This window comes from Kitasatospora sp. NPDC098663, assembly GCF_044760075.1.
Taxonomy (GTDB): domain Bacteria; phylum Actinomycetota; class Actinomycetes; order Streptomycetales; family Streptomycetaceae; genus Kitasatospora.
In genome coordinates, this window is record NZ_JBIWAP010000027.1 from 1 (window position 1) to 22341 (window position 22341).

The 22341-nt window shown below is 73.9% G+C and carries 17 protein-coding genes; 16 read left to right on the forward strand and 1 reads right to left on the reverse strand.

From position 1 onward, the window contains the following. The 12 genes from ACIQVZ_RS26720 to ACIQVZ_RS26775 all read left to right on the forward strand — a co-directional run. The coding region (locus ACIQVZ_RS26720; RefSeq protein ID WP_402453298.1) for a phosphopantetheine-binding protein at positions 1-294 on the forward strand (294 nt) is incomplete at its 5' end. Continuing rightward, a complete protein-coding gene (locus ACIQVZ_RS26725; protein WP_402453300.1) occupies positions 291-7598 on the forward strand; it encodes an amino acid adenylation domain-containing protein in 7308 nt (2435 codons plus the stop codon). The genes ACIQVZ_RS26720 and ACIQVZ_RS26725, both read left to right, overlap by 4 nt. A 50-nt stretch (positions 7599-7648) precedes the next feature. Then, positions 7649-7852 carry an MbtH family protein gene (locus ACIQVZ_RS26730; RefSeq protein ID WP_350882087.1) on the forward strand — a complete coding sequence of 68 codons (204 nt, stop codon included), beginning with the start codon at positions 7649-7651 and terminating at the stop codon, positions 7850-7852. A 289-nt stretch (positions 7853-8141) separates the two neighbouring features. Continuing rightward, on the forward strand, positions 8142-8390 hold the full coding sequence (locus ACIQVZ_RS26735) for an acyl carrier protein (protein WP_063348726.1): 249 nt from the start codon (positions 8142-8144) through the stop codon (positions 8388-8390). Between the two features lie 61 nt (positions 8391-8451). Continuing rightward, positions 8452-9720 carry a beta-ketoacyl-[acyl-carrier-protein] synthase family protein gene (locus ACIQVZ_RS26740; protein ID WP_402453302.1) on the forward strand — a complete coding sequence of 423 codons (1269 nt, stop codon included), beginning with the start codon at positions 8452-8454 and terminating at the stop codon, positions 9718-9720. 2 nt (positions 9721-9722) lie between these two features. Beyond that, positions 9723-10844 carry a beta-ketoacyl synthase N-terminal-like domain-containing protein gene (locus ACIQVZ_RS26745; RefSeq protein ID WP_350882082.1) on the forward strand — a complete coding sequence of 374 codons (1122 nt, stop codon included), beginning with the start codon at positions 9723-9725 and terminating at the stop codon, positions 10842-10844. Further along, complete coding sequence (gene fabG, locus ACIQVZ_RS26750; RefSeq protein WP_350882080.1) at positions 10841-11569, forward strand: 3-oxoacyl-ACP reductase FabG; 729 nt, start codon at positions 10841-10843, stop codon at positions 11567-11569. Before ACIQVZ_RS26745 ends, fabG begins: the two co-directional genes overlap by 4 nt. Positions 11570-11580: 11 nt before the next feature. After that, a complete protein-coding gene (locus ACIQVZ_RS26755; RefSeq protein ID WP_402453303.1) occupies positions 11581-13281 on the forward strand; it encodes a phytoene desaturase family protein in 1701 nt (566 codons plus the stop codon). Between the two features lie 63 nt (positions 13282-13344). Beyond that, a complete protein-coding gene (gene sbnB, locus ACIQVZ_RS26760) occupies positions 13345-14376 on the forward strand; it encodes a 2,3-diaminopropionate biosynthesis protein SbnB (RefSeq protein WP_402453304.1) in 1032 nt (343 codons plus the stop codon). A 175-nt stretch (positions 14377-14551) separates the two neighbouring features. Beyond that, positions 14552-15040, forward strand: a complete 489-nt coding sequence (locus ACIQVZ_RS26765) for a MaoC family dehydratase (RefSeq protein WP_371518135.1) — start codon at positions 14552-14554, stop codon at positions 15038-15040. Between the two features lie 212 nt (positions 15041-15252). Then, positions 15253-16572, forward strand: a complete 1320-nt coding sequence (locus ACIQVZ_RS26770; RefSeq protein ID WP_402453305.1) for a sensor histidine kinase — start codon at positions 15253-15255, stop codon at positions 16570-16572. Then, positions 16536-17180, forward strand: coding sequence for a response regulator transcription factor (locus ACIQVZ_RS26775; RefSeq protein WP_063348719.1), 645 nt, complete (start codon positions 16536-16538; stop codon positions 17178-17180). The genes ACIQVZ_RS26770 and ACIQVZ_RS26775 overlap by 37 nt, the downstream gene beginning before the upstream one ends. On the opposite strand, the gene ACIQVZ_RS26780 is transcribed toward ACIQVZ_RS26775, so the two are convergent. Then, the gene (locus ACIQVZ_RS26780) at positions 17165-17299 is read right to left on the reverse strand and encodes a hypothetical protein (RefSeq protein WP_402453306.1); all 135 of its coding nucleotides are present in this window, start codon (positions 17297-17299) and stop codon (positions 17165-17167) included. The two genes, ACIQVZ_RS26775 and ACIQVZ_RS26780, sit on opposite strands and share 16 nt — an antisense overlap. 34 nt (positions 17300-17333) lie before the next feature. On the opposite strand from ACIQVZ_RS26780, the gene ACIQVZ_RS26785 reads away from it, so the two are divergent. The 4 genes from ACIQVZ_RS26785 to ACIQVZ_RS26800 all read left to right on the forward strand — a co-directional run bounded on the left by ACIQVZ_RS26785 (position 17334) and on the right by ACIQVZ_RS26800 (position 22257). Continuing rightward, the gene (locus ACIQVZ_RS26785) at positions 17334-18641 is read left to right on the forward strand and encodes a sensor histidine kinase (protein WP_402453307.1); all 1308 of its coding nucleotides are present in this window, start codon (positions 17334-17336) and stop codon (positions 18639-18641) included. 347 nt (positions 18642-18988) lie between these two features. Continuing rightward, complete coding sequence (locus tag ACIQVZ_RS26790; RefSeq protein ID WP_402453308.1) at positions 18989-19753, forward strand: DUF4097 family beta strand repeat-containing protein; 765 nt, start codon at positions 18989-18991, stop codon at positions 19751-19753. Between the two features lie 3 nt (positions 19754-19756). After that, on the forward strand, positions 19757-20653 hold the full coding sequence (locus tag ACIQVZ_RS26795) for an ABC transporter ATP-binding protein (RefSeq protein WP_402453309.1): 897 nt from the start codon (positions 19757-19759) through the stop codon (positions 20651-20653). Further along, positions 20653-22257, forward strand: a complete 1605-nt coding sequence (locus tag ACIQVZ_RS26800) for an ABC transporter permease (protein WP_402453311.1) — start codon at positions 20653-20655, stop codon at positions 22255-22257. Before ACIQVZ_RS26795 ends, ACIQVZ_RS26800 begins: the two co-directional genes overlap by 1 nt. Positions 22258-22341: the final 84 nt, after the last annotated feature.

Genomic DNA, 22341 nt, shown 5'->3' on the forward strand with positions numbered 1-22341 from the left:
CTCGCCGAGGTCCTCGGCACCGGCCGGGTCGGCATCGACGAGGACTTCTTCGCCCTCGGCGGCGACAGCATCCGCTCCATCCAGGTCGTCAGCCGCGCCCGCAAGGCCGGACTCACCCTCACCACCCGCGACATCTTCACCCACAAGACCGCCGCCGCCCTGGCCCAGGTCGCCGAGGAACAGGAGCAGAGCCCCGCCGAGTCCGCCCCGACGGAACCCGAAAGCAGTCTGATCGCCCTGTCCGACGAGGAACTGGCCGATCTGGAATTCGAGTTGAATGAGGAACTTTCGTGACGACCGCCCCCAGCACCGGGTCGAAGATCAGCGAAGTACTTCCGCTCTCCCCCCTCCAGCAGGGGCTGCTGTTCCTGTCCTCGTACGACCAGGCCTCGCCCGACCTGTACACCCTCCAGTTCGTCGCGGAGATCGACGGGCCGGGCGCGGGTGACGGCGAGCAGCTCGCCGCCCGACTGCGCGCGGCCTCGGCCGCGCTGCTGCGCCGGCACCCCAACCTGCGGGCCTGCTTCCGCAACCGCAAGACCGGCGAGCCCGTCCAGGTCGTCCTCAAGGAGACCGAGGTCGAGCCGGAGTGGCAGCTGCACGACCTCACCCACCTGCCCGAGGCCGACCGGGAGGAGGAGGCGCAGCGGCTGACGCGCGAGGACCGGCTGCGCCGGTTCGACCTGGCGCGGCCGCCGCTGATGCGGTTCACCCTGATCCGGCTCGGCGCGGGGCACCACCGGTTCCTCTGGTCGGTACACCACATCGTCATGGACGGCTGGTCGTTCCCGCTGGCCGTCCGCGAGCTGGTGCTGCTCGGCGACGAGGCGGGCGCGGCGGCGCTGCCCGCGCCCGCGCCGTACCGCTCGTTCCTGACCTGGCTGAACGGCCGCGACCGGGCCGCCGCGCGGGCGGCCTGGGCGCAGCTGCTGGACGGCCTGGACGGGCCGGTCCGGGCGCTGCCCGGCGCCGGTGACGGCGATTCCCTCGAACTGCCGTCGCTCGTCCGGGGGTTCCTGTCGCCGGAGCGCACCGCGGCGCTCGCCGGCTGGGCGCGCGGCCGGGGCCTGACCCTCAACACCGTGGTGCAGGGCTGCTGGGCGCTGCTGCTCGGGCGGCTCACCGGCCGCGAGGACGTGGTGTTCGGCGCCGTCACCTCCGGCCGCCCGGCCGAGGTCCCGGACGTCGAGTCGATGATCGGCCTGTTCGCCAACACCCTGCCGGTCCGCGCCGACCTGCGCCCGGACCAGCGGGCGAGCGAGCTGTTCGAGGCGCTGGCCCGCCGGCAGCTCGCGATGATGCCGCACGAGCATCTGCCGCTCGCCGAGGCGCAGGCCGCCTCCGGCGTCCAGGGCGAGCTGTTCGACACCGTCATCGCCTTCCAGAGCTACCCGCTGGACGAGGCCGCGCTGTTCCGCGAGTCGGGCGGCACCGTCAGCTCCGCCCAGGTGCTCTCGGCCACCCACTACCCGCTGAGCCTCACCGTCTTCCCCGGGGAGCAGCTGGACCTGCACCTCGCCTACCGGCCCTCGGCCTTCGCCGAGAAGCCCGCCGAAGGCCCTGCCGAGAACCCCGAGGGCCTCACCGAGGACCCGCAGGCATCCGCGCAGCGCGTCCTGGACCAGCTGGTCCGCGTCCTGGAGCAGGTCGCCGACGACCCGCAGACCCTGCTCGCCCGGCTCGGCGCGCCCGAGCCCGCCGAACTGGCCCGCATCCTCGGCGAGTGGAGCGGCGCCGCGGCCGCCCCCCGGGAACCCGCGCGGCGCGCCACTATCGCGGAGCTGTTCGCCGAACAGGCCGCCCGCACCCCGGACGCCGTCGCGGTCACCGCCCCCGGCGAGGCCGCCCTCAGCTACCGCGAGCTGGACGAGCGGGCCAACCGGCTCGCCCACCTGCTCGCCGCCCGCGGCGCCGGCCCGGAGAGCCTGGTGGCCGTCGCGCTGCCGCGCGGCGCCCAGCTGATCGTCGCCGTCCTGGCCGTCCTCAAGGCGGGTGCGGCCTACCTGCCGCTGGAGCCCGGCCACCCGGCCGACCGGATCGGCTACACCCTGCGCGACGCCCGTCCGGCGCTGCTGCTGACCGCCGGCGGCGTGCTGCCCGAGCCGCCCGACGCCCCGGACCTGCCGCGCCCGGACCTGCCGTGCCTGGACCTGGACGCCCCGGAGACGGCCGCCGCGCTGGCCGCCCACCCGGCCACCGCCCCGGACACCGCAGCCTCCCCCGAGCACCCGGCCTACGTCATCTACACCTCCGGCTCCACCGGCCGCCCCAAGGGCGTCGTGGTGCCGCACCAGAACGTGGCACGGCTGCTGGAGGCCACCGACGACTGGTTCGACTTCGGCCCCGGCGACGTGTGGACGCTGTTCCACTCCATCGCCTTCGACTTCACCGTCTGGGAGCTGTGGGGCGCGCTGCTGCGCGGCGGCCGGCTGGTCGTGGTGCCGTACGACGTGTCGCGCTCCCCCGACGCCTTCCTGGACCTGCTCGCCGAGGAGCGGGTGACCGTCCTCAACCAGACGCCGTCCGCCTTCTACCAGCTGATGCGCGCCGACGCCGACCGCCCGCGCCCGCTCGCCCTGCGGACCGTGGTGTTCGGCGGCGAGGCGCTGGACATCGGCAAGCTCGCCGACTGGTACACCCGGCACGCCGACGACGCGCCGCGCCTGGTCAACATGTACGGCATCACCGAGACCACGGTGCACGTCTCCTACCAGGAGCTGGACGCCCCGACGGCCGCCGCCGGCGGCGGCAGCGTGATCGGGCGCGGCATCCCGGACCTGCGGGTCTACCTGCTCGACGGCGCCCTGCGGCCCGTCCCGGCCGGCGTGCCCGGCGAGCTGTACATCACCGGCCCCGGCCTGGCCCGCGGCTACCTGCGCCGCCCCGACCTCACCGCGGCCCGCTTCGTCGCCTGCCCGTTCGAGCCCGGCGGCGCCCGGATGTACCGCACCGGCGACCTCGGCCGCTGGCGGGCCGACGGCACCCTGGAGTACCTGGGCCGCGCCGACGAGCAGGTCCAACTGCGCGGCTTCCGCATCGAGTTGGGCGAGATCGCGACCGTCCTCGGCCACCACCCCGCGGTCGCCGAGGCGGCCGTGATCGCCCGCGAGGACCGGCCCGGCGACCAGCGCCTGGTCGCCTACGTGGTGCCCCGCGACGGCGCGGACCCGGCCGGGCTGCGGGAGTTCGCCGCCGAACGGCTGCCCGAGTACATGGTCCCGGCGGCCGTGGTCCCGCTCGCCGCGCTGCCGCTGACCGCCAACGGCAAGCTCGACCGCCGCGCCCTGCCCGCCCCCGCGTACACCACCTCGGCCCGCGGCCCGCGCACCGCCGAGGAGGAGCGGCTCTGCGGCGTCTTCGCCGAGGTGCTCGGACTCGACCGGGTCGGCGTCGACGACGACTTCTTCACCCTCGGCGGCCACTCGCTGCTCGCCACCCGGATCGTCAACCGGGTCCGCGCCGAACTCGGCGCCGAACTCCAGGTGCGGGACCTCTTCGAGGCCCCCTCCCCGGCCCGCCTCGCCGAACGGCTGGCCGCCGCCGCACCCGGCCGCGCCCCGCTCACCGCCGGGCCGCGCCCGGCCGTGCTGCCGCTGTCGTACGCGCAGCAGCGGCTCTGGTTCGTCGAGCACCTGGGCACACCCGGCGGGCTGTACGCCATCCCGCTGGCGATCCGCCTCTCCGGGCGGCTCGACGTCACCGCCCTGGCGGGCGCCCTGCACGACGTGGTCACCCGGCACGAGGCGCTGCGCACCGTCTTCCCGCAGCGCGCGCCCGCCGGGGCCCCCGAGGCCGCCGGCGGCGGACCGGCCGAGCAGCGGGTGCTCACCCCGGCCGAGGCCGCCGTCCCGCTCCCGGTGAGCGAGACCACCGAGGCGGGCCTGCCCGCCGCCCTCGCCGCCGAGGCCGCGCACGGCTTCGACCTGGAGCACCACCTCCCGTTCCGCGCCCGCCTGTTCCGGCTCGGCCCGGACGAGCACGTGCTGACGATCGTCCTGCACCACATCACCGCCGACGGCTGGTCGCTCGCCCCGCTCACCCGCGACCTCACCGCCTACTACCGGGCCCGGACGGCCGGCCGCCCGGCCCAACTGCCGCCGCTGCCCGTCCAGTACGCCGACTACGCCCTGTGGCAGCGCGGACTGCTCGGCACCCAGGACGACCCGCGCAGCGAACTCGCCCGCCAGCTCGGCTACTGGACCGAGACCCTGAAGGGCCTGCCGGAGGAACTGGCGCTGCCCTTCGACCACCCGCGCGGCACCCGGGCCGAGCACGGCGGCGACGTCGTGCGCGCCACCGTGCCGCAGCCGCTCACCGCCGAGCTGCACCGGCTCGCCACCGCCTGGGGCGTCAGCGTCTTCATGCTGCTGCGGGCCGGGCTCGCCGCCCTGCTCACCCGGCTCGGCGCGGGCACCGACATCCCGCTCGGCAGCCCGATCGCCGGCCGCACCGACGAACGGCTCGACGAGCTGGTCGGCATGTTCGTCAACACCCTGGTGCTGCGCACCGACACCTCCGGCGACCCGGGCCTGCGCGAACTCGCCGAGCGGGTCCGGGCCTACGACCTGGCCGCCCACCAGCACCAGGACGTGCCCTTCGAGAAGCTCGTCGAGGTGCTCAACCCCGAGCGCTCGATGGCGCGGCACCCGCTGTTCCAGGTGATGCTCGGCTTCCAGCAGGCCGGCCCGGCCCCGGCGCCCGAGGACGACCCGGAGCTCGCCGTGACCGAGCAGCCGGTGCCCGTCCGGACCGCCAAGTGGGACCTGTTCTTCCAGCTCACCGAGCAGGCCGGCGGCGCGCTCGCGCTCGCCGTCGAGTACCGCACCGACCTGTTCGAGCCCGCCACCGCCCGCCGGATCACCGACGCCTACCTGCGGCTGCTCGCCGCCGCCCTCGCCGAGCCCGCCCGGCCGCTGTCCCGGCTGGACCTGCTCGGGCCCGAGGAGGAGGCCGAACTGCTCGCCCTCGGCACCCACCGGGCCGGCACCCCGCGCAGCACCCTCACCGCCCTGGTGGACCGCCGGATCGCGGCCACCCCAGACGCGGTCGCGCTGGTCCACACCGAGCCCGGCCGCCCCGAGCGGCTGCGGCACACCAGCTACGCCGAACTGGACGCCGAGGCCAACCGCCTGGCCCACCTGCTGACCGCGCGCGGCGCCCGCCGGGGCGACCTGGTGGCGCTGCGCCTGGAGCGCGGCCCGGCCGTGGTGAGCACCCTGCTGGCGATCGCCCGCACCGGCGCGGCCTACCTGCCGATCGACCCGTCCTACCCCGACGAGCGGGTCCGCGACATGCTGGCCGACAGCGGCGCCCGGCTGCTCGTCACCGAACGCCCCCTGGCCGGACGGGAACTCCCCGCCGGGGTCGCGTCGCTGGTCCTGGACAGCCCGGAGACCGGGGCCGACCTGGCCGGCCGGCCCGTCACCGCCCCGGTGCCCGCCGCCCCGATCGACCCCGACGACCTGCTGTACGTCATCTACACCTCCGGCTCCACCGGCAAGCCCAAGGGCGTCGCGGTCCCGCACCGCGCCGCCGTCCGCCTGGTCCTGGGCCTGCCGGAGCTGGCGCCGACCGCCGCGGACACCTTCCTCTACTTCGCGCCGGTCGCCTTCGACGCCTCCACCTTCGAGATCTGGGGCGCGCTCGCCCACGGCGCCCGGGTGGCGGTCCACCCGCCCGGCCCGGCCGACCCGCAGGCCCTGGAGTCCTTCCTGGCCGCCGCCCGGGTGAGCGTCGCCTTCCTCACCACCCAGTTGTCCAACACCATCGCCGACACCCGGCCGCGCGCCCTGGCCCCGCTGCGGGCGCTGCTCACCGGCGGCGAGGCGCACTCCCGCGACCACCTGGACCGGCTGCGGGCCGCCCTGCCGGACACCACGGTGTTCAACGTGTACGGCCCCACCGAGACCACCACCTTCGCCACCGGCCAGGACCTCGGCCGCGCCCAGGGCACCGTCCCGATCGGCCTGCCGATCGGCGACACCTCCGCGTACGTCCTGGACGAGGCGCTGCGGCCGGTGCCGCGCGGCGTGGTCGGCGAGCTGTACCTGGCCGGCGAGGGCCTGGCCCGCGGCTACCTCGGCCGGCCCGGGCTGACCGCCGCCCGCTTCACCGCCTGCCCGTTCGGCGCCCCTGGCGAGCGCATGTACCGCACCGGCGACCTGGTCCGCTGGGACCGGCACGGCCGGATCGAGTACGTCGCCCGCGCCGACCAGCAGGTCAAGATCCGCGGCTACCGGGTCGAACTCGGCGAGATCGAACGGCTGCTGGCCGAGCACCCGGCCGTCGCCCGGGCCGCCGTCCTGGCCCCCGCCGACGCCGCCGGCCAGCGCCGCCTGGTCGCCTACCTGGTGCCCGCCGACGGCCGGCCGGCCCCCGGACCGGCCGAGTTGCGGGGCCATCTGGCCCGCTCGCTGCCCGGCCACATGGTGCCGGAGAGCTACACCGCGCTGCCGGAACTGCCGCTGAACGCCAACGGCAAACTGGACGTCAAGGCCCTGCCCGCCCCCGCGGCCGCCCCCTCGGCCCGCGCCCCGCGGGCGCCCCGCACCGAGCCGGAACGGCTGCTCTGCGCCGCCGTCGAGGAGGTCCTGGGCACGGGCCCGGTCGGCCCCGAGGACTCCTTCTTCGCCCTCGGCGGGGACAGCCTGAAGGCGATCCGGCTGGTCAACGCGGCCGTCCGGGCCGGGCTGCCGATCAGCCTCGGCGCGGTCTTCGAGCACCGCACCCTGGAGACGCTGGCCGCGGCCGCCACCAGCGGGGGCGGCGCGGTCGACCTGCTCGGGCCCGTCCTGCCGATCCGGCCCACCGGCGGGCGGCCCCCGCTGTTCTGCGTGCACGGCGGCCTCGGCTTCGCGATCCCGTTCGCGGCGCTCGCCGAGCACCTCGACCCGGAGCAGCCGGTCTACGGCCTCCAGGCCCGCGGCCTGTCCGGCGACGGCCCGCTGCCGACCGACCTGGGCGACGTCGCCGAGGAGTACCTGGCCCGGGTGCGCGCCGTGCAGCCGCACGGCCCGTACCACCTGCTCGGCTGGTCCTACGGCGGCGTCGTGGCGCACGAGATGGCCGTCCGGCTGCACGCCGCCGGCGAGCGGGTGGCGTTCCTGGCCAACCTGGACGCCTACCCCGACGACGCCCTCGGCGCCCGGCCCAGCGACGCCGAGTTCCTCGCCGACTTCCTGGCCGAGGCCGGGATCGACGCGGCGGAGCCGGAACGGCTCACCCCGCAAGGCGTCGCCGCACACCTGGCCCGCACCGAAGGCCCCCTCGCCGCACTCGAACCCGGTACGCTGGAACGGCTGCTGGGGGTCATGCGGAACAACCTGGAGCTGTTCCAGCGGTTCACCCCGGGCCGCTTCGACGGCTGCCCGATGACGCTCTTCGTGGCGGCCGGCGGCGACACCCGCCCCACCCCGGAGGAGCGCGCCCTCAAGCTCAAGAGCTGGGAGCCGCACGTCGGTTCCGCCGTCCGCGCGCACGACGTGGACAGCGGGCACCAGCAACTGCTGCAACCCGCACCGGCGGCGGCGATCGGCGCGGTCGTCGAACACGCCCTCGCCGCCCTGGCCGCGAGCCCGACCGGCACCCCGACCACCTGACGCCCGATCAACCCCGCACGTCCCGCGATCCCGAGATCTGGAGAACAGTCATGGCGAACCCCTTTGACCGCGAAGACGGCACCTTCCTCGTCCTCGTCAACGCGGAGGGGCAGCACTCCCTGTGGCCGTCCTTCGCCGCCGTCCCGGAGGGCTGGTCGGTGACCCTGGAGGCCACCGACCGGGCCACCGCCGTCGCCCACATCGAGGGCAGCTGGACGGACATGCGCCCGCTCAGCCTCCAGCAGCAGGGCTGACCGGCCGGGCCCGCGCCCGGAATCCGGAAGAACGCCGCCGGACGGCTCCGAACCCCGCCGCCCGCCGCACCCCCAGGGCCTTCGCCCGACGGTGCGGCGGGCGGCCGTTTTGTCCCCGACACCCCTCCCCACCAGGCACGCGACACCCCACCAGGACCCGTCAGTGAGCGGTCAGTTGGACGTCATCGACCCGTCATCGGGCCTGACTAATTTGCTGCCCAGAGGCCCGATTCTCCGGGCACCCCAGGGCACCCGCACAGGGCACCCGCGAAAACGGAGGAAAACGAGCATGACGACGGTCGCGCCGGAGCGTCTCACCCGCATCCGCGAAATCATCGCCGAGAACATCGACGTGCACACCGAGTTCGCCGACACCGCGCTGTTCGTCGACGAGCTGGGCGCCGACTCGCTGAAGCTCATCGACGTGCTCAGCGCCCTGGAGATGGAGTACTCCATCGTCATCGACATGAACGAGCTGCCGAAGATGGTGAACGTGGAGGCCACGTACCAGGTGACCGCGACGGCCGCCGGCTGGTGATCGGGGCGGGTTCCGGGACCGGAACCCCCGCCCGCAGGCATCCCACTGCTTAAGGAGTCCCATGTCCACCGCACAGTCACCAGCGGCACCCCGCGCCGGCGTGCCGGCCGACCGCCGCCGGGTCGTCCTCACCGGCCTCGGGGCGATCTCCAGCATCGGCACGGGTGTCGAGGAGTACACCGCGGGGCTGCGGGCCGGCCGCTCCGGTGCGCGGCCGATCACCCGGTTCGACACCGAGGGGTTCGGCCAGAACATCGCCTGCGAGGTCCCCGACTTCGAGCCGGAGCGCTGGATCCGCAACGTCCCCCTCGACGACATGGGCCGCGCCGGGCAGTTCGCCGTCGCCGCCGCCCGGATGGCCATGGAGGACGCCGGGCTCACCGAGTCCGACCTCGGCGAGCGCCAGGCCGTCATCAGCGTCGGCACCACCGACGGCGAGGGTCACGACATCGGCGTGCTGGTCGAGCAGGAGCTCGCGGCCGGGGACCCGGAGGCCATGGACCCGGTGCTGTCCCGCCGGATCAACGCCGGCCGGCTCACCACCGTCATCGCCCGCGAGCTGCGGATGCCGAACGTGGAGCCGACCACCATCACCACCGCCTGCGCGGCGGGCAACTACTCGATCGGCTACGGGCTGGACGCGATCCGCTCCGGCGAGGTCGACATCGCGCTGTGCGGCGGCGCCGACGCCGTCTGCCGCAAGGCCTTCGCGCTGTTCAAGCGCTTCGGCGCGCTCACCCCGGACGTGGTCCGCCCGTTCGACAGGAACCGCCAGGGCATCCTGACCGGCGAGGGCGCGGGCATCCTCGTCCTGGAGAGCCTGGAGTCCGCCCTCGCCCGCGGCGCGCACATCTACGCCGAGGTGCTCGGGTACGGTCTCAGCTGCGACGCCGCCCACCCGACCGCGCCGAACCGCGACGGCATCGCGCGCGGCATCCGGCTCGCCCTGGACGACGCCGGGGTCGAGCGGGACAAGATCGACTTCATCTCCGCGCACGGCACCGGCACCAAGGCCAACGACAAGACCGAGTCGGCCGCCATCGTCGACGTGTACGGCGACGCACCGCCGCGCACCGTCGCGGTGAAGTCGATGCTCGGCCACTCGATGGGCGCGGCCAGCGCGCTCGGCGCGATCGCCTGCAGCATCGCCATCGAGCACCAGTTCATCCCGCCGACCATCAACCACGTGGAGACCGACCCCGACTGCCCGCTGGACGTCGTGCCCAACCAGGCCGTCGACGCGCAGGTCCGGATCGTGGAGAACAACTCCAGCGCCTTCGCCGGCAACAACGCCATCCTGATTCTGGGCACGTACGGAGAGCGAGTCTGACGATGACCACCGCAGCCACCCCGGCGGCCCTGCCGCCGGAGACACTCGTCATCACCGGCTGGTCGGCCGTGTCGCCGCACGGCCTGACCCGCCAGGACTTCGCGTCCGGCGTGCGCGCCGGCGCCAAGACCGCCGTCAAGGCGGACGCCGCGCTCGGCACGCTGCCGTCGCCCGACGTCTGCCTGGTGCCGGGCTTCGACATCAAGGGCCTGCTCGGCCCCACCGGCACCGCCAAGATGGACCGGCTCACCGCGCTGGCCCTGGTCGCCTCCGACGGCCTGCTCAAGGACGCCGACGGCAACCGGGTGGTGGAGACCGACGACCGCACCGGTGTGGTCCTCGGCATCTCGATGGGCAGCCTGGAGAACGTCACCAACTTCCTCAAGCAGTCCTACACCAACGCGCTGCCCTTCCACGTCGACGCCGGCCGCATCCCCTTCGGCAGTCTCAACCACGCCGCCGGTGCCACCGCCATCCGGCACGACCTCAAGGGCCCCAACACCACCGTCGCCGGCGGCCGGGTCAGCGGCCTGCTCGCCCTCAACTACGCGCGGCGCCTGATGGGCCAGGGCCGGGCGACCAAGTACCTGGTCGGCTCGGCCGAGGAGTTCTCCGCCGCGCACGCCTGGATCGAGCACACCGCCGTCGCGGCCGGCGACTCCACGCCGCTGCTCGGCGAGGGCTGCGGCCTGTTCGTCGTCGAGCACGCCGGCACCGCCCAGCGCCCGGCGCTCGCCGCGGTGCTCGCGGTGGAGACCCGCGTCGACATCGACGACGACCCCGAGGCCGCCGTCACCGCGTGCGTGCGGCGCGCCCTGGACCGCGCCGGCGTCACCGCCGACGAGGTCTGGGCCGCCGTCCCCTGCGCCGCGCCCACCGCGGCCGGCCGGGCCGAGTACGACGCGCTCGCCGCGCTGCTGCCGGCCGAGGCACTGGGCCGGGTCCCGTCCATGGAACTGCTCGGCGACACCAGCGCGGCCTCCGCGTCCTTCCAGATCCAGGCGGTGCTCGGCGTGGCCGAGGCCGACCCGGCGGCCCGGGGCCGGATCGCCCTGGTGTCCGCCGTCGACCGTGACGGCGCGGTGGGCTGCGCCGTCCTGAGACTCTTCGGGGAGCACGCGTGATCGCCCTGGTCAGCGGCGGGTCCCGGGGCATCGGCAAGGCCATCGTGCTGCGCCTGGCCCAGGACGGCTACGACGTCGCCTTCTGCTACCGCTCCAACGCCGACGCCGCCGAGCAACTCGTCAAGCAGGCAGGCGAGTTCGGCACCCGGATCACGGCCACCCAGTGCGACGTGGCCGACCCGGAGCAGGTCCGCGACTGGTACAACCGCACCGAGCGCGAGGTCGGCCCGGTGGACGCCGCCGTCACCTCGGCCGGCATCACCCGGGACCGCCCGGTCATCCTGATGCCGGAGGACGACTGGAACCAGGTCCTGCGCACCAACCTGGACGGCGTGTACCACGTGTGCCGCGCCGCCGCCTTCGCGATGAGCAAGCGCCGCAGCGGATCGATCGTCAACCTGTCCTCGGTGTCCGGCATCTACGGCAACCTCGGCCAGGCCAACTACGCCGCTTCCAAGGCCGGCATCATCGGCTTCACCAAGTCCCTCGCCAAGGAGTGCGGCCCGCGCGGCGTGCGCGCCAACGTGGTCGCACCGGGCCTGATCGCCACCGACATGGTCGGCGACATGTCCGACGCCGCGGTCGAGCGGATGCTGAAGAACGTCGCCCTCGGCCGGGCTGGCAAGCCCGAGGAGGTGGCCGACCTGGTCTCCTTCCTGCTCTCCGACCGCGCCGCCTACATCAGCGGGTCGGTCTTCGAGATCCACGGCGGCGGCACGTTCTGATGGGAGCACGCATGCAGGGGACCCAGGGACTGCGCGACCACTACGACGCGATCGTCGTCGGCAGCGGCATCGGCGGCCTGACCACCGCCGGATACCTGGCGGCCGACGGGCGCAGCGTCCTCGTCCTCGAACAGCACGACATCGCCGGCGGCAACGCGCACGTGTTCCGCCGCCGGCGCAAGTACGAGTTCGACGTCGGCACGCACTACCTCGGCGACTGCGGCCCCGACGGGCACTTCCCGGCGATCCTGGCCGGCCTCGGCGTCCTGGACCGGGTGCGGTTCCGGCCGATGGACAACGAGCAGGGCTTCGACCGGATCATCACGCCCACCGCGACCGTCGACGTGCCGGCCGGCTGGGACGCCTACCGCGACCGGCTGCGGCAGGCCCTGCCCGAGGAGGCCGACCGGATCGCCGGCTTCCTCGAACTCGCCGAGAACGTGGCCGGCTCGACCCGCGCCGGCCTGAACGGCGTCTCCCTGGTCGACCTGTTCCGCAAGTCCCCGCAGACCATGCGCTGGTCCCGCCGCACCTTCGCCGACGCCCTGGGCCACTTCGGCCTCTCCGCCAAGGCGCGCACGCTGCTCGCGGCGCAGGCCGGCAACTACGGCACCATGCCCGACGGCATCAGCCTGGCCCACCACGCCTCGATGATGGACCACTACCTGCGCGGCGCGTACTACCCCGAGGGCGGCGGCCAGGCGATGGTCGCCGCGTTCGTCGAGGCGCTGGAGGCGCACGGCGGCGAACTGCGCACCCGCTGCGACGTCCGCCGCATCCTGATCGGGAACGGGCGCGCCACCGGCGTCGAACTCACCGACGGGCAGCGGATCTCGGCCCCGCTGGTCATCTCCAACGCGGACTACCGGCGCACCGTCCTCGACCTGTGCGGCGGCGAGGACGCCTTCCCCTCCGAGGTGGTGGCCCGCACCCGCGCGGCGACCATGCGCGGCTCCTTCGTCTCGGTGTACATCGGGCTCGACACCGAACTGCCGGGCCTGCCCAACGCCAACCTCTGGTGGCACGACAGCGACGACATGGAGGGCGCGCACGCCGCCATGCTGGAGCGGTACGCGCGGGACGGCTCGATGGACTCGGTGCCGGCGCTCACCTTCTCCTTCGCCTCCCTCAAGGACCCGGGCGCCGCCGCCGTCTGCCCGCCCGGCCACAGCAACTTCCAGCTCATGACGGGCCTGCCGCCCGGCTACGCGTTCTGGGGCCTGGAGGGCGGCCCGGCCGACGGCGAGCCCTACCGCCGCAACGCCGCCTACCTCGCCCGCAAGCAGCAGCTCACCGAGGTCATGCTGGCCACCGCCGAGAAGGTCATCGGCCCGTTCCGGGAGCGCATCACCCACCTGGAGACGGCCACCCCGCTCACCCACGAGCGCTACATCCGGGCCACCGGCGGCACCCCGTACGGCATGGCCAGCTGGGGCGGCTCCAGCCAGCGGCCGGACGTGCGCACCGAGGTCGAGGGCCTGTACGTGGTCGGCCAGAGCGTGCGCTACGGCAGCGGCATCGCCGCGGTCGCGAACAGCGGCATGGCCGCCGCCTCCGACATCATCGGCCGCGCGCTGCTGCGCGAGGTCTTCGGCGGCGCGGTGCTCGGCGACCCCTCCCGGCTGCCCGACCGCGGCCCGGACTGGGACCCGCTGGTGGTCTCGCGCGGGCGGGCGCGGCAGCGCGCCAAGGGCCTGGCCCGCATCGGCTGAACCCTCCTCCGCCCGTTTCCCCACCCTCCGATCCTCACTTCTCCGACCAGGAGCACTGTTCCCATGAATCAGGTCCCTCCCTTCGCCGTGGTCTCCGGCGCCCAGGTGCACGAGGCCCTCAACGGGCACGAGGACGAGGTCGTCGCCACGGTCGAGGCCGCGTACCGGCTGCACGGCGAGGGGCAGACGGTCAACCCGGACTCGTACTTCCTGCGCTTCCCCGACCGCCCGTCCTCCCGGATCATCGCGCTGCCGGCCTCGGTCAAGGGCGAGGTCGGCGTGCACGGCATCAAGTGGATCTCCAGCTTCCCGGACAACGTGGCGGCCGGCCTGCCGCGCGCCTCGGCCGTCCTGATCCTCAACGACGCCGAGACCGGCTACCCGTTCGCCTGCCTGGAGAGCTCGATCATCAGCGCGGCGCGCACCGCCGCCTCCGCGGCCCTCGCGGCGGCCCGGCTCGCCGACGCCCGCGGCGAGCGCCCGACCCGGGTCGGCTTCTTCGGCGTCGGCCTGATCGCCCGCTACGTGCACACCTACCTCGCCGCCAACGGCTTCGACTTCACCGCGGCCGGCGTCCACGACCTGTCCGCCGAGCACGCCGACGGCTTCTCCGACTACCTGCGCCGGGCCGAGGGCGAGGGCGTGGAGATCACCGTCCACGACAAGGCCGAGGACCTGATCCGCTCCAGCGACCTGGTGGTCTTCGCCACCGTCGCCGGCGAGCCGCACGTGACGGACCCGCAGTGGTTCTCGCACAACCCGCTGGTGCTGCACGTCTCGCTGCGCGACCTCTCCCCCGAGATCATCCTCGACTCGTGGAACGTCGTCGACGACATCGAGCACTGCATGAAGGCCGGCACCTCGCCGCACCTGGCCGAACAGCGCGTCGGCCACCGCGAGTTCGTCGCCGGCACGCTCTACGACGTGCTCAACGGCACGATCACCCCGCCGTCCGACCGGCCGGTGGTCTTCTCCCCGTTCGGCCTCGGCGTGCTCGACATGGCCGTCGCCAAGCACGTCTACGACCGCGTCCTCGCGGCCGGGCAGCTGCACACCGTCCCGGACTTCTTCCACGAGCTCAAGCGCTACGGCTGAGTCCTCCCCGCCCCGCCCCGCAGGCCCGTCCGCGCTCCCGGCGCCGGCGGGCCTGCGGCCTTCCCCGCCGCCCCGCCCCCTCCGCTGACGGCCAACTGACGGCACGCTGACCGAACGGCCTCCCGGCCCCCCGACGCCTTGTCCGCGCCATGGACGGCCGCCCAGAATCACCCGCATGAGATCCTTTGCCAACCTGGCCGAGTTCACCGGGGCGACCGGGGAGCACCTCGGCTACAGCGAATGGCTCGACGTCACCCAGCACAGCGTCGACCAGTTCGCCGACGCCACCGGCGACCTCCAGTGGATCCACGTGGACCCGGAGCGCGCCGCCACCGGCCCGTTCGGCGGGACCATCGTCCACGGCTACATGACGCTCGGCCTGCTGCCCGCGATGATGCGCGCGATCTTCGAGATCCACAACGTCGAACTTGGTGTCAACTTCGGCCTGGACAAGGTCCGCTTCCCCCGCCCGATCCCGGTCGGCGCCCGGGTCCGCGGCGGCGCCAAGGTCACCAGCGTCCGCGAGACCCCGATGGGCCACCTCGCCGCGGTCCGGATGACGGTGGAGGTCGAGGGCCGGCAGCACGCGGCCTGCGTGGCGGACACCCTGTCCCTCTTCGTCGCCGCCCCCGACACCGCCGAGGGCGCATCGGACGGTTTCTGAGCCCGTCCGCCAGCGTCACCGCCGACGTCACCACCGACGTCACCACCGACGTCACCGCCGCCGTCACCGCCGCCGCCAGGTAGAAGAACCTCCCCCTCCGGTCGGGCAAGAGGGGGGTTATTACTACCGATTTCGTCGCGCCGCCCCCGCCAGAATGGTCACACGGCCACCACGGCCGAGGCACAGCGAACGGCACCAGAGAGGAGCGGGTCATGGACCGCACGATGAAGCTCGGGGGAAGCCCCTCGGCGGTCGAGATCAGGGGATTCTCCGTCCCCGCCGGATTCACCGGGCTGCGGCGGGCACTGGCCCTGTGCTGGATGTCGGTGGCGGCCTTCGGGCGCTCGCTCGGGGTCACCGGCGCGATCTCCCTGGTCGGCCCCGGCCTCGGCCTGGTGCCGCGGGCCATGGAGCGCGTCCGGGCGCTGGCCGCCCGTCAGCGCGGCCTGTCCGAGCGCTGGTCCGGCGTGCAGATCCCCGGCCCGCCCAGCGGCCTGCCGGCCGCCCCCGAGGGCGCCTCGGGGGCCGTCGCCCGCTACCGCTGGATCATGAGCGACCCGCAGACCAAGCGGGAGTTCACCTGGGTGCTCACCGACCCGATCGTCGGCGGCTTCCTCGCCTTCATGCCGATCGCCGTCCTGCTCAGCGGCTTCTGGGGCATCTTCCTGGCCTTCTTCGGCGTCCCGCTGTCGACCCGGTGGGACGGCCTCTGGTACCAGTTCATCCCGATCGACGGCCAGGCCACCGCGGTGCTGGCCGGCGTCCTCGGCGTCCTGCAACTGCCGCTGGCCCTGTGGATGGCCCCCCGCGCCATCCGCAAGCACGCCCGGTACACCCACTCCATGCTCGCCCCCAGCGAGCAGGAACTGATGGCCAGTCGGATCCAGCACCTCACCACCACCCGCAGCACCGCCGTCGACACGCAGATGGCCGAGATCCAGCGGATCGAACGCGACCTGCACGACGGCGCCCAGGCCCGCCTGGTCGCGATGGGCATGACCCTGGACGCCGCCGAACACCTGCTGGAGACCAACCCGGAGGCCGTCCGGGCCCTGCTCATCGAGGCCCGCCAGTCCTCCTCCAAGGCCCTGGAGGAGATCCGCAACCTGGTCCGCGGCATCCACCCGCCGGTCCTCGCCGACCGCGGACTCGCCGACGCGGTGCGGGCGCTGGCCATGGTCTGCCCGGTCCCCACCGAGGTCGTCGTGGACCTGCCCGGCCGCGCCGAGATGCCCGTCGAGTCCGCCGCCTACTTCGCGATCTCGGAGATCCTCACCAACGTCGCCAAGCACTCCGGCGCCGACCGGGCCTGGATCGACATCCGTTACGATCACGGCATGCTGCGCATGACCGTGACCGACAGCGGCCGCGGCGGCGCCGACGCCACCCGGGGCACCGGACTGCGCGGCATCGAGCGACGACTCAGCACGTTCGACGGGGTCCTGGCCGTGAACAGCCCCGTCAACGGCCCGACCATGGTGACGATGGAGCTTCCGTGCGTATTGTCCTCGCCGAAGACCACTTCCTCCTGAGGGACGGCCTGATCCGCCTCCTCCAGGCCTACGGACACGAGGTGGTGGCCGCCGTCGACAACGGCGCCGACCTCCTCGCGGCCCTCACCGAGCAGCAGCCGGACGTCGCGGTCGTCGACGTCCGGCTTCCGCCGAACTTCACCGACGAGGGCCTGCGGGCCGTCCTCACCGCCCGCCGCACCATGCCCGACCTCCCGGTCCTGCTCCTCTCCCAGTACGTCGAACCGCTCTACGCCCGCGAACTCCTCGCCAGCGGCGGCCGCGGCGTCGGCTACATGCTCAAGGACCGCGTCACCAACGGCTCCCAGTTCCTCGACTCGATCCGCCGCGTCGCCGACGGCGGCACCGCGATGGACCCCGACGTCATCTCCCAGCTCCTCGTCCGCAAGGAACGCGACGAGAACGTCGGCAGCCTCACCGACCGCGAACGCGAAGTCCTCGAATGGCTCGCCCAGGGCCGCTCCAACGCCGGCATCGCCCAGGGCCTCTTCATCACCGAGAAGGCCGTCGCCAAGCACATCAGCAACATCTTCACCAAGCTCGGCCTCCTCCCCACCGACGGCGACAACCGCCGCGTCCTCGCCGTCCTCGCCTACCTCGACCAGTAACCCTCGTCACCGTCGCCCGCGACCGCGAGCACCTCCAGGTCCGGCTGCAGGTCGAGGATGCGTCGAAAGCCTTCCCGCACGGTTGCCCGGTCGTCAGCGATCACGATGCGTGTCGTCATGGGCTGATCCTCGCACGGAGTAGCATCCGAGCACATGACAAGCCAACTGGCCAGGATCGGACGCCCAGTTGGCGCGGCGTTCCTCGCGGCGGTCGCCATCTCGGTTGCGGTGTCGGCGGGTTCACCGGTTTCGACACTGATCCGGGGCTCGACGACGGCGGCGGTGCTGGCCGCCGCGGTCCTGATCGTGTGGCTGCCGGGGCAGCCGCGGACCCGCAACCCGGTGACCGTCCCGGTGGCCTGCGCGATCTCGCTGTACGCGACGTTCCGCTACGAGGGCCCCGCCGACAACACCTCGGGGCTCTGGATCCTGGTCGAGTCGGTCGCCCTGCTGGTCACCGTCACGCCCGCGGTGCGCGGGTCCGCTCCGGCGGTCGCCGCCCTGCTGGGGCTGCTCCTGCTGGTGACCGTGGCCCTGCTGCCGCTGCGGATCGCGCTGACCCTCGACCCGCCGGCCGGGCCGCGCGAGACCATCGGGCTCTGCGTGGTCTGGGGCCTGGCCGCAGTGGCCGCGGTGGGGGCGTCCTGCTACCTGCGCTCACTGGACAGCCGGCGCAAGCTGGCGGTCACGGAGGAGCGGCGCGCCCAACGGCTGCACGTCGCCCGGGATCTGCACGACTTCGCCGCGCACGACGTGACCGGGGTGATGGTGCTGGCGCAGGCGGCCCAGATGCTGGCCAAGGAGTCGCCGGAGAAGGCGCTGGCGCTGCTCCCGCAGATCGAGAGCGCCGGCATCCAGGCGCTGAAGTCGATGGACCGGACGATCCGGATCCTCAGCGAGCTGGAGGAGGACCGCCGGCCGGGCCGGGGCGGGGACGAGCCGGCGGCGGACGATCCCGAGGAGGACGCGGCGGCCCGGCCCCACTCGCTGGACGAGCTGCCGGACCTGATGAACCGGTTCGAGCGCACCGGGATGATCCCGGCCCGGCTCGAACTCTCCCCCGGCGCCGTGGACGGCCTGCCGGAGCAGGTCGACGCGGTCGGCTACCGGGTGGTGATGGAGGCGCTCACCAACGTCCGCCGGCACGCCCCCGCCTCGCCCGGGGTGACGGTCACCGCCGAGCGGGTGTCCGACGGCGGCGCCCTGCGGGTCCTGATCCACAACGAGCCCGTTCCGGCCGGCGCCCGGGCGGACGCCGCGGCGGCGGTCGACCGCGAGGGCGGCGGCACCGGCATCCGGGAGCTGCGTCGGCGGGTCGCGGGGCTGGGCGGCGAGCTCACCGCCAGGGCCTGCGCGAACGGCGGCTGGCAGGTCGCCGTCCTCCTCCCGCTGGACGGCGTCCCGGCCGGGCACGCCCGGGGCACTCTCACCCGTTCGGGCGATCAGTCCTCTCCGGGTTGACCGACGTCCCTCACCTGACCGGCGGACGGCAGCCGCCGTTCGCGCAGGCCCCGGCGGTGAGCCCGAGCACCGCCAGATCGACTTCATGCGCCCGCTGCCCGGCGAATCAGCGCCGTCACCACCCCTTCCCCGCCCGCCCGGCACGGCCTTCACCGGCCCGTGCCGGGCGGGCGCTCTTTCCCCGGGGAATTCGCATAGTGAACCCCCGGTCCACCCCCGTCCGTTCACCCGTGCCGCCCCGGCCGAAAGAACGAGAGCACGTCCTCGGCCGAAGGAACGAGACACCCCGCCGATCTCTCCCGAAAGGCGGATGTCGCTGCCCCGGCCCCGCCGGGAGCATGACGGGTATGAAAATGTCGACCGCCAAGCTGGCCTGGGTGGCCCCGATCTCCGCACTGGCCATCGCGCTCACGGGCTGCGGTGTGAGCGACGACCTGGACGCCCAACCCCGCAACGATTCCAAGGACTTCGGCTTCCAGGGCACGCACCTCACCGTGGACACCGACAAGGATGTGACCTTGGTGCCCGCCGACGGCACCGCCCTCAGGGCCGACCGCAGGCTCGCCGGCCAGGCCGCGAAGGACGGCAACGCCGCCTGGACGCTGGAGGGCGAGACCCTCAAGCTGTCCGGCAAGTGCAGCGGCATCGTCCTCAACTGCAAGGCCCAGTACACCGTGCACGTCCCCAAGGGCGTGGCCGTGACCGTCCAGGGCAGCGGATCGGCCGGCATCACCGCCAAGGGCATCGACGGCAAGCTCGACGTGAAGACCGAGCAGGGCTCGGTGGACCTCGACGGCCTCGCCGCGCCGCTCACCGTCCGCACCGACAAGGGCAAGGTCGACGCGAGCGGCCTCTCCTGCGCCGACGTGGACGTCGCCAACGAGAACGGCAGCGTGAAGCTGACCTTCGTCAAGGCGCCCGACAGGATCAAGGCCGAGTCCGACACCGGCAGCATCACCGTGCGGGTCCCCGAGGACGGCACCCGCTACCACGTCGAGGCCAAGGCCGGCTCGTCCAACCCCCACGTGGAGGTCGGCGAGGACCCGAACTCCGCCCACGCCATCACCGTCGCCTCCAAGGTCGGCGTCGTCCGCGTCAACACGAAAGACTGAGCGATGGAACTCCAGATCACCGATCTGACCAAGGAGTACCGCGGCGGCAAGCGCGCGGTGGACTCCTTCTCGCTGACCCTGCGCCCCGGCGTGCTCGGCCTGCTCGGCTCCAACGGCGCCGGCAAGTCCAGCCTGATGCGGATCCTGGCCACCGTCACCAAGCCGACCTCCGGCCAGGTGTTCTGGAACGGCACCGACATCGCCGAGAACCCCGGTCCGCTGCGCCGCACCATCGGCTACCTGCCACAGGACTTCGGCGTCTACCCGCAGCTGACCGCCCGCGAGTTCCTCTCCTACCTGGCCTCGGCCAAGGGGCTGCAGGGCCGTTCCGCGAACGCCCGGATCGTCGAACTGCTCGACCTGGTCAACCTCTCCGGAGCCGCCAAGCAGCGGCTCGGTTCGATGTCCGGCGGCATGCGCCAGCGGGTCGGCATCGCCCAGGCGCTGCTCAACGACCCCCAGCTGCTGATCGTCGACGAGCCGACCGTCGGCCTCGACCCGGAGGAGCGGATGCGGTTCAGCAACCTGCTCACCGGCCTCGGCTCCGAGCGGATCGTGATCCTCTCCACCCACATCGTCTCCGACGTGGCGGCCACCGCCGACCGGATCGCCGTCATGGGCAAGGGCCGGCTGATCCACCACGGCACCCCGGAGGAGCTCCTGCGGCTCGCCGAGGGCTCGGTCTGGGAGCTCACCGTGGCCTCCGACCAGATCCCGGCCCTGCGCTCGCGGTTCGTCCTCGGCGGCACCACCCGCACCCCGCAGGGCGTCCGCGCCCGGGTGATCTCCCCGCACGCGCCCGCCCAGCACGCCGAGCCGGTCCCGCCGGGGCTCGACGACGCCTACCTGCTGCTGACCTCCGCCCCGGCTCCGGCCGTCCCGCAGGCGGTGGTGCGCTGATGGCGGGCACCGTCGCCGCGCTCGCCCTCGCCGACTTCCGGGAGCGCCGCCGCCGTCCCGCCTACCTGGTGGTCCTGCTCGGCACGCTCGCCCTGGGCCTGCTGGCCGCCCCGGTCGGCTCCTCGACCTGGCAGGTCTTCCAGATCAGCGGCTACCGGGGCCTGTACACCAGCGGCTACGTCGGCACCGTCACCGCGCTCGGCGGCGCCGTCTGGTTGGCGCTGGCCGGCTTCAACATCACCCGCGGCACCGTCCCCAAGGACGAGCGCAACGGCGTCGGCCAGATCCTCGCGGCCACGCCGATGACCCGGCCCTCGTACCTGTTCGGCAAGTTCTGCAGCAACCTGCTGGTGCTCGGCTCGATGCTGCTCGCCCTCGCGGTGACCGCGTTCGGCGTGCAGCTGGTCAAGGGCGAGTCGTACCACGTCGACGTCGTGCGCCTGCTGCTGCCCTTCGTCCTGATCACGCTCCCGCTGCTGGCCCTCGTCGCGGCCTGCGCGGTGCTCTTCGACACCCTGCCGGGCCTGCGCGGCGGCGTCGGCGCGCTGATCTGGTTCGTGGTCTGGCTGGTCGGCATCATGGCCTCGCAGGCCTCCGGCGCGTACGACCTGCTGAGCATGGAACGGATCAGCGAGTCGATGCGCCAGGCGATCTCGGCGGCCGGGCACCCGGCCGAGGCGGTGCGCTTCGGCGTCGGCCTCACCTCCGACGACAAGACCCCGGTCACCTTCGACTGGCAGGGCCTCGGTCTCGGCGATCCGGGCGGCGGCCTGCTGGCCAACGCCGCGCTGCTGGTGGCCGGTTCGCTGGTGGCCGCGCTGCTGTCGGTGCTCTGGTTCCGCCGCTTCGACCCGTCCGCCGCCATCGCCGCGGTCGGCGCGCTGGTCCCGGGCGCCAAGGGCGCGGCCGACCGGACCGGTGCCGAGCACGCCGACCGCGCCGAGGAGCCGGCCGCCGGCGCGGGCGCCTCCTTCGGCCTCGACCCGGCCCTGTTGACGGCGCCCCGGATGGGCTCGTCCTTCCTGCCCACACTGGCCGGCGAGGTGCGCGTCCTACTCCAGGGCATGCGCTGGTGGTGGCTGGGCACGCTGGCCCTGGCCGTGCTCGCCGCGTCCGTCCCGAGCGGGAACGTCCTCCACCCGGTGCTGCCGCTCACCGTGCTCTGGCCGGTGCTCATCTGGTCCCGGATGGGCAACCACGCCGGCGCCGGGAGCCTCGACGACCTGCTCGCCGCCTGCCCGGCCGCAGGCCGCCGGCTGCTGGCGGGCCTGCTCGCCGGGATCGCCGTGGCGCTGGCCGTCACCGCGGTGCCGATCGTCCGGCTGATCGCCTCCGGCGACACCGGCGCGGCGGTCGCCGCCCTGGTCGGCGCCCTGGTGGTGCCCGCCCTGGCGATGCTCTGCGGGATCGTCAGCCGCGGTCCCCGGCTGTTCCAGGCGCTCTACCCGCTGCTCTGGTACGCGATGTTCAACCGCATCCCGGAGGTCGACTTCCTCGGCGTGGCGGAGGGCAAGGGCCCGGGCACGGCCGCGGTGGCCGCCGCCGCGGTGCTACTGGCCGCCCTGGCTCTCGGCGTGGACTCCGTACGGCGCGCCAACCGCTGAACCACCGCCCTCCGGGGCAGGCCCGGCCGGCCCCGGCGCCAGGGCCTAGGCCCGAGCGGCGCCCGGCACCCCGTCCGGGCGCCG

Bases quoted from the DNA above. Each gene is read 5' to 3' on its own strand.
- ACIQVZ_RS26755 (WP_402453303.1), top strand. From the start codon at position 11,581: ATGCAGGGGACCCAGGGACTGCGCGACCACTACGACGCGATCGTCGTC.
- ACIQVZ_RS26795 (WP_402453309.1), top strand. From the start codon at position 19,757: ATGGAACTCCAGATCACCGATCTGACCAAGGAGTACCGCGGCGGCAAG.
- ACIQVZ_RS26765 (WP_371518135.1), top strand. From the start codon at position 14,552: ATGAGATCCTTTGCCAACCTGGCCGAGTTCACCGGGGCGACCGGGGAG.
- ACIQVZ_RS26735 (WP_063348726.1), top strand. From the start codon at position 8,142: ATGACGACGGTCGCGCCGGAGCGTCTCACCCGCATCCGCGAAATCATC.
- ACIQVZ_RS26780 (WP_402453306.1), bottom strand. From the start codon at position 17,299: ATGACGACACGCATCGTGATCGCTGACGACCGGGCAACCGTGCGGGAA.
- ACIQVZ_RS26800 (WP_402453311.1), top strand. From the start codon at position 20,653: ATGGCGGGCACCGTCGCCGCGCTCGCCCTCGCCGACTTCCGGGAGCGC.
- ACIQVZ_RS26740 (WP_402453302.1), top strand. From the start codon at position 8,452: ATGTCCACCGCACAGTCACCAGCGGCACCCCGCGCCGGCGTGCCGGCC.
- ACIQVZ_RS26785 (WP_402453307.1), top strand. From the start codon at position 17,334: ATGACAAGCCAACTGGCCAGGATCGGACGCCCAGTTGGCGCGGCGTTC.
- ACIQVZ_RS26790 (WP_402453308.1), top strand. From the start codon at position 18,989: ATGAAAATGTCGACCGCCAAGCTGGCCTGGGTGGCCCCGATCTCCGCA.
- ACIQVZ_RS26770 (WP_402453305.1), top strand. From the start codon at position 15,253: ATGGACCGCACGATGAAGCTCGGGGGAAGCCCCTCGGCGGTCGAGATC.
- ACIQVZ_RS26745 (WP_350882082.1), top strand. From the start codon at position 9,723: ATGACCACCGCAGCCACCCCGGCGGCCCTGCCGCCGGAGACACTCGTC.
- sbnB (WP_402453304.1), top strand. From the start codon at position 13,345: ATGAATCAGGTCCCTCCCTTCGCCGTGGTCTCCGGCGCCCAGGTGCAC.
- ACIQVZ_RS26730 (WP_350882087.1), top strand. From the start codon at position 7,649: ATGGCGAACCCCTTTGACCGCGAAGACGGCACCTTCCTCGTCCTCGTC.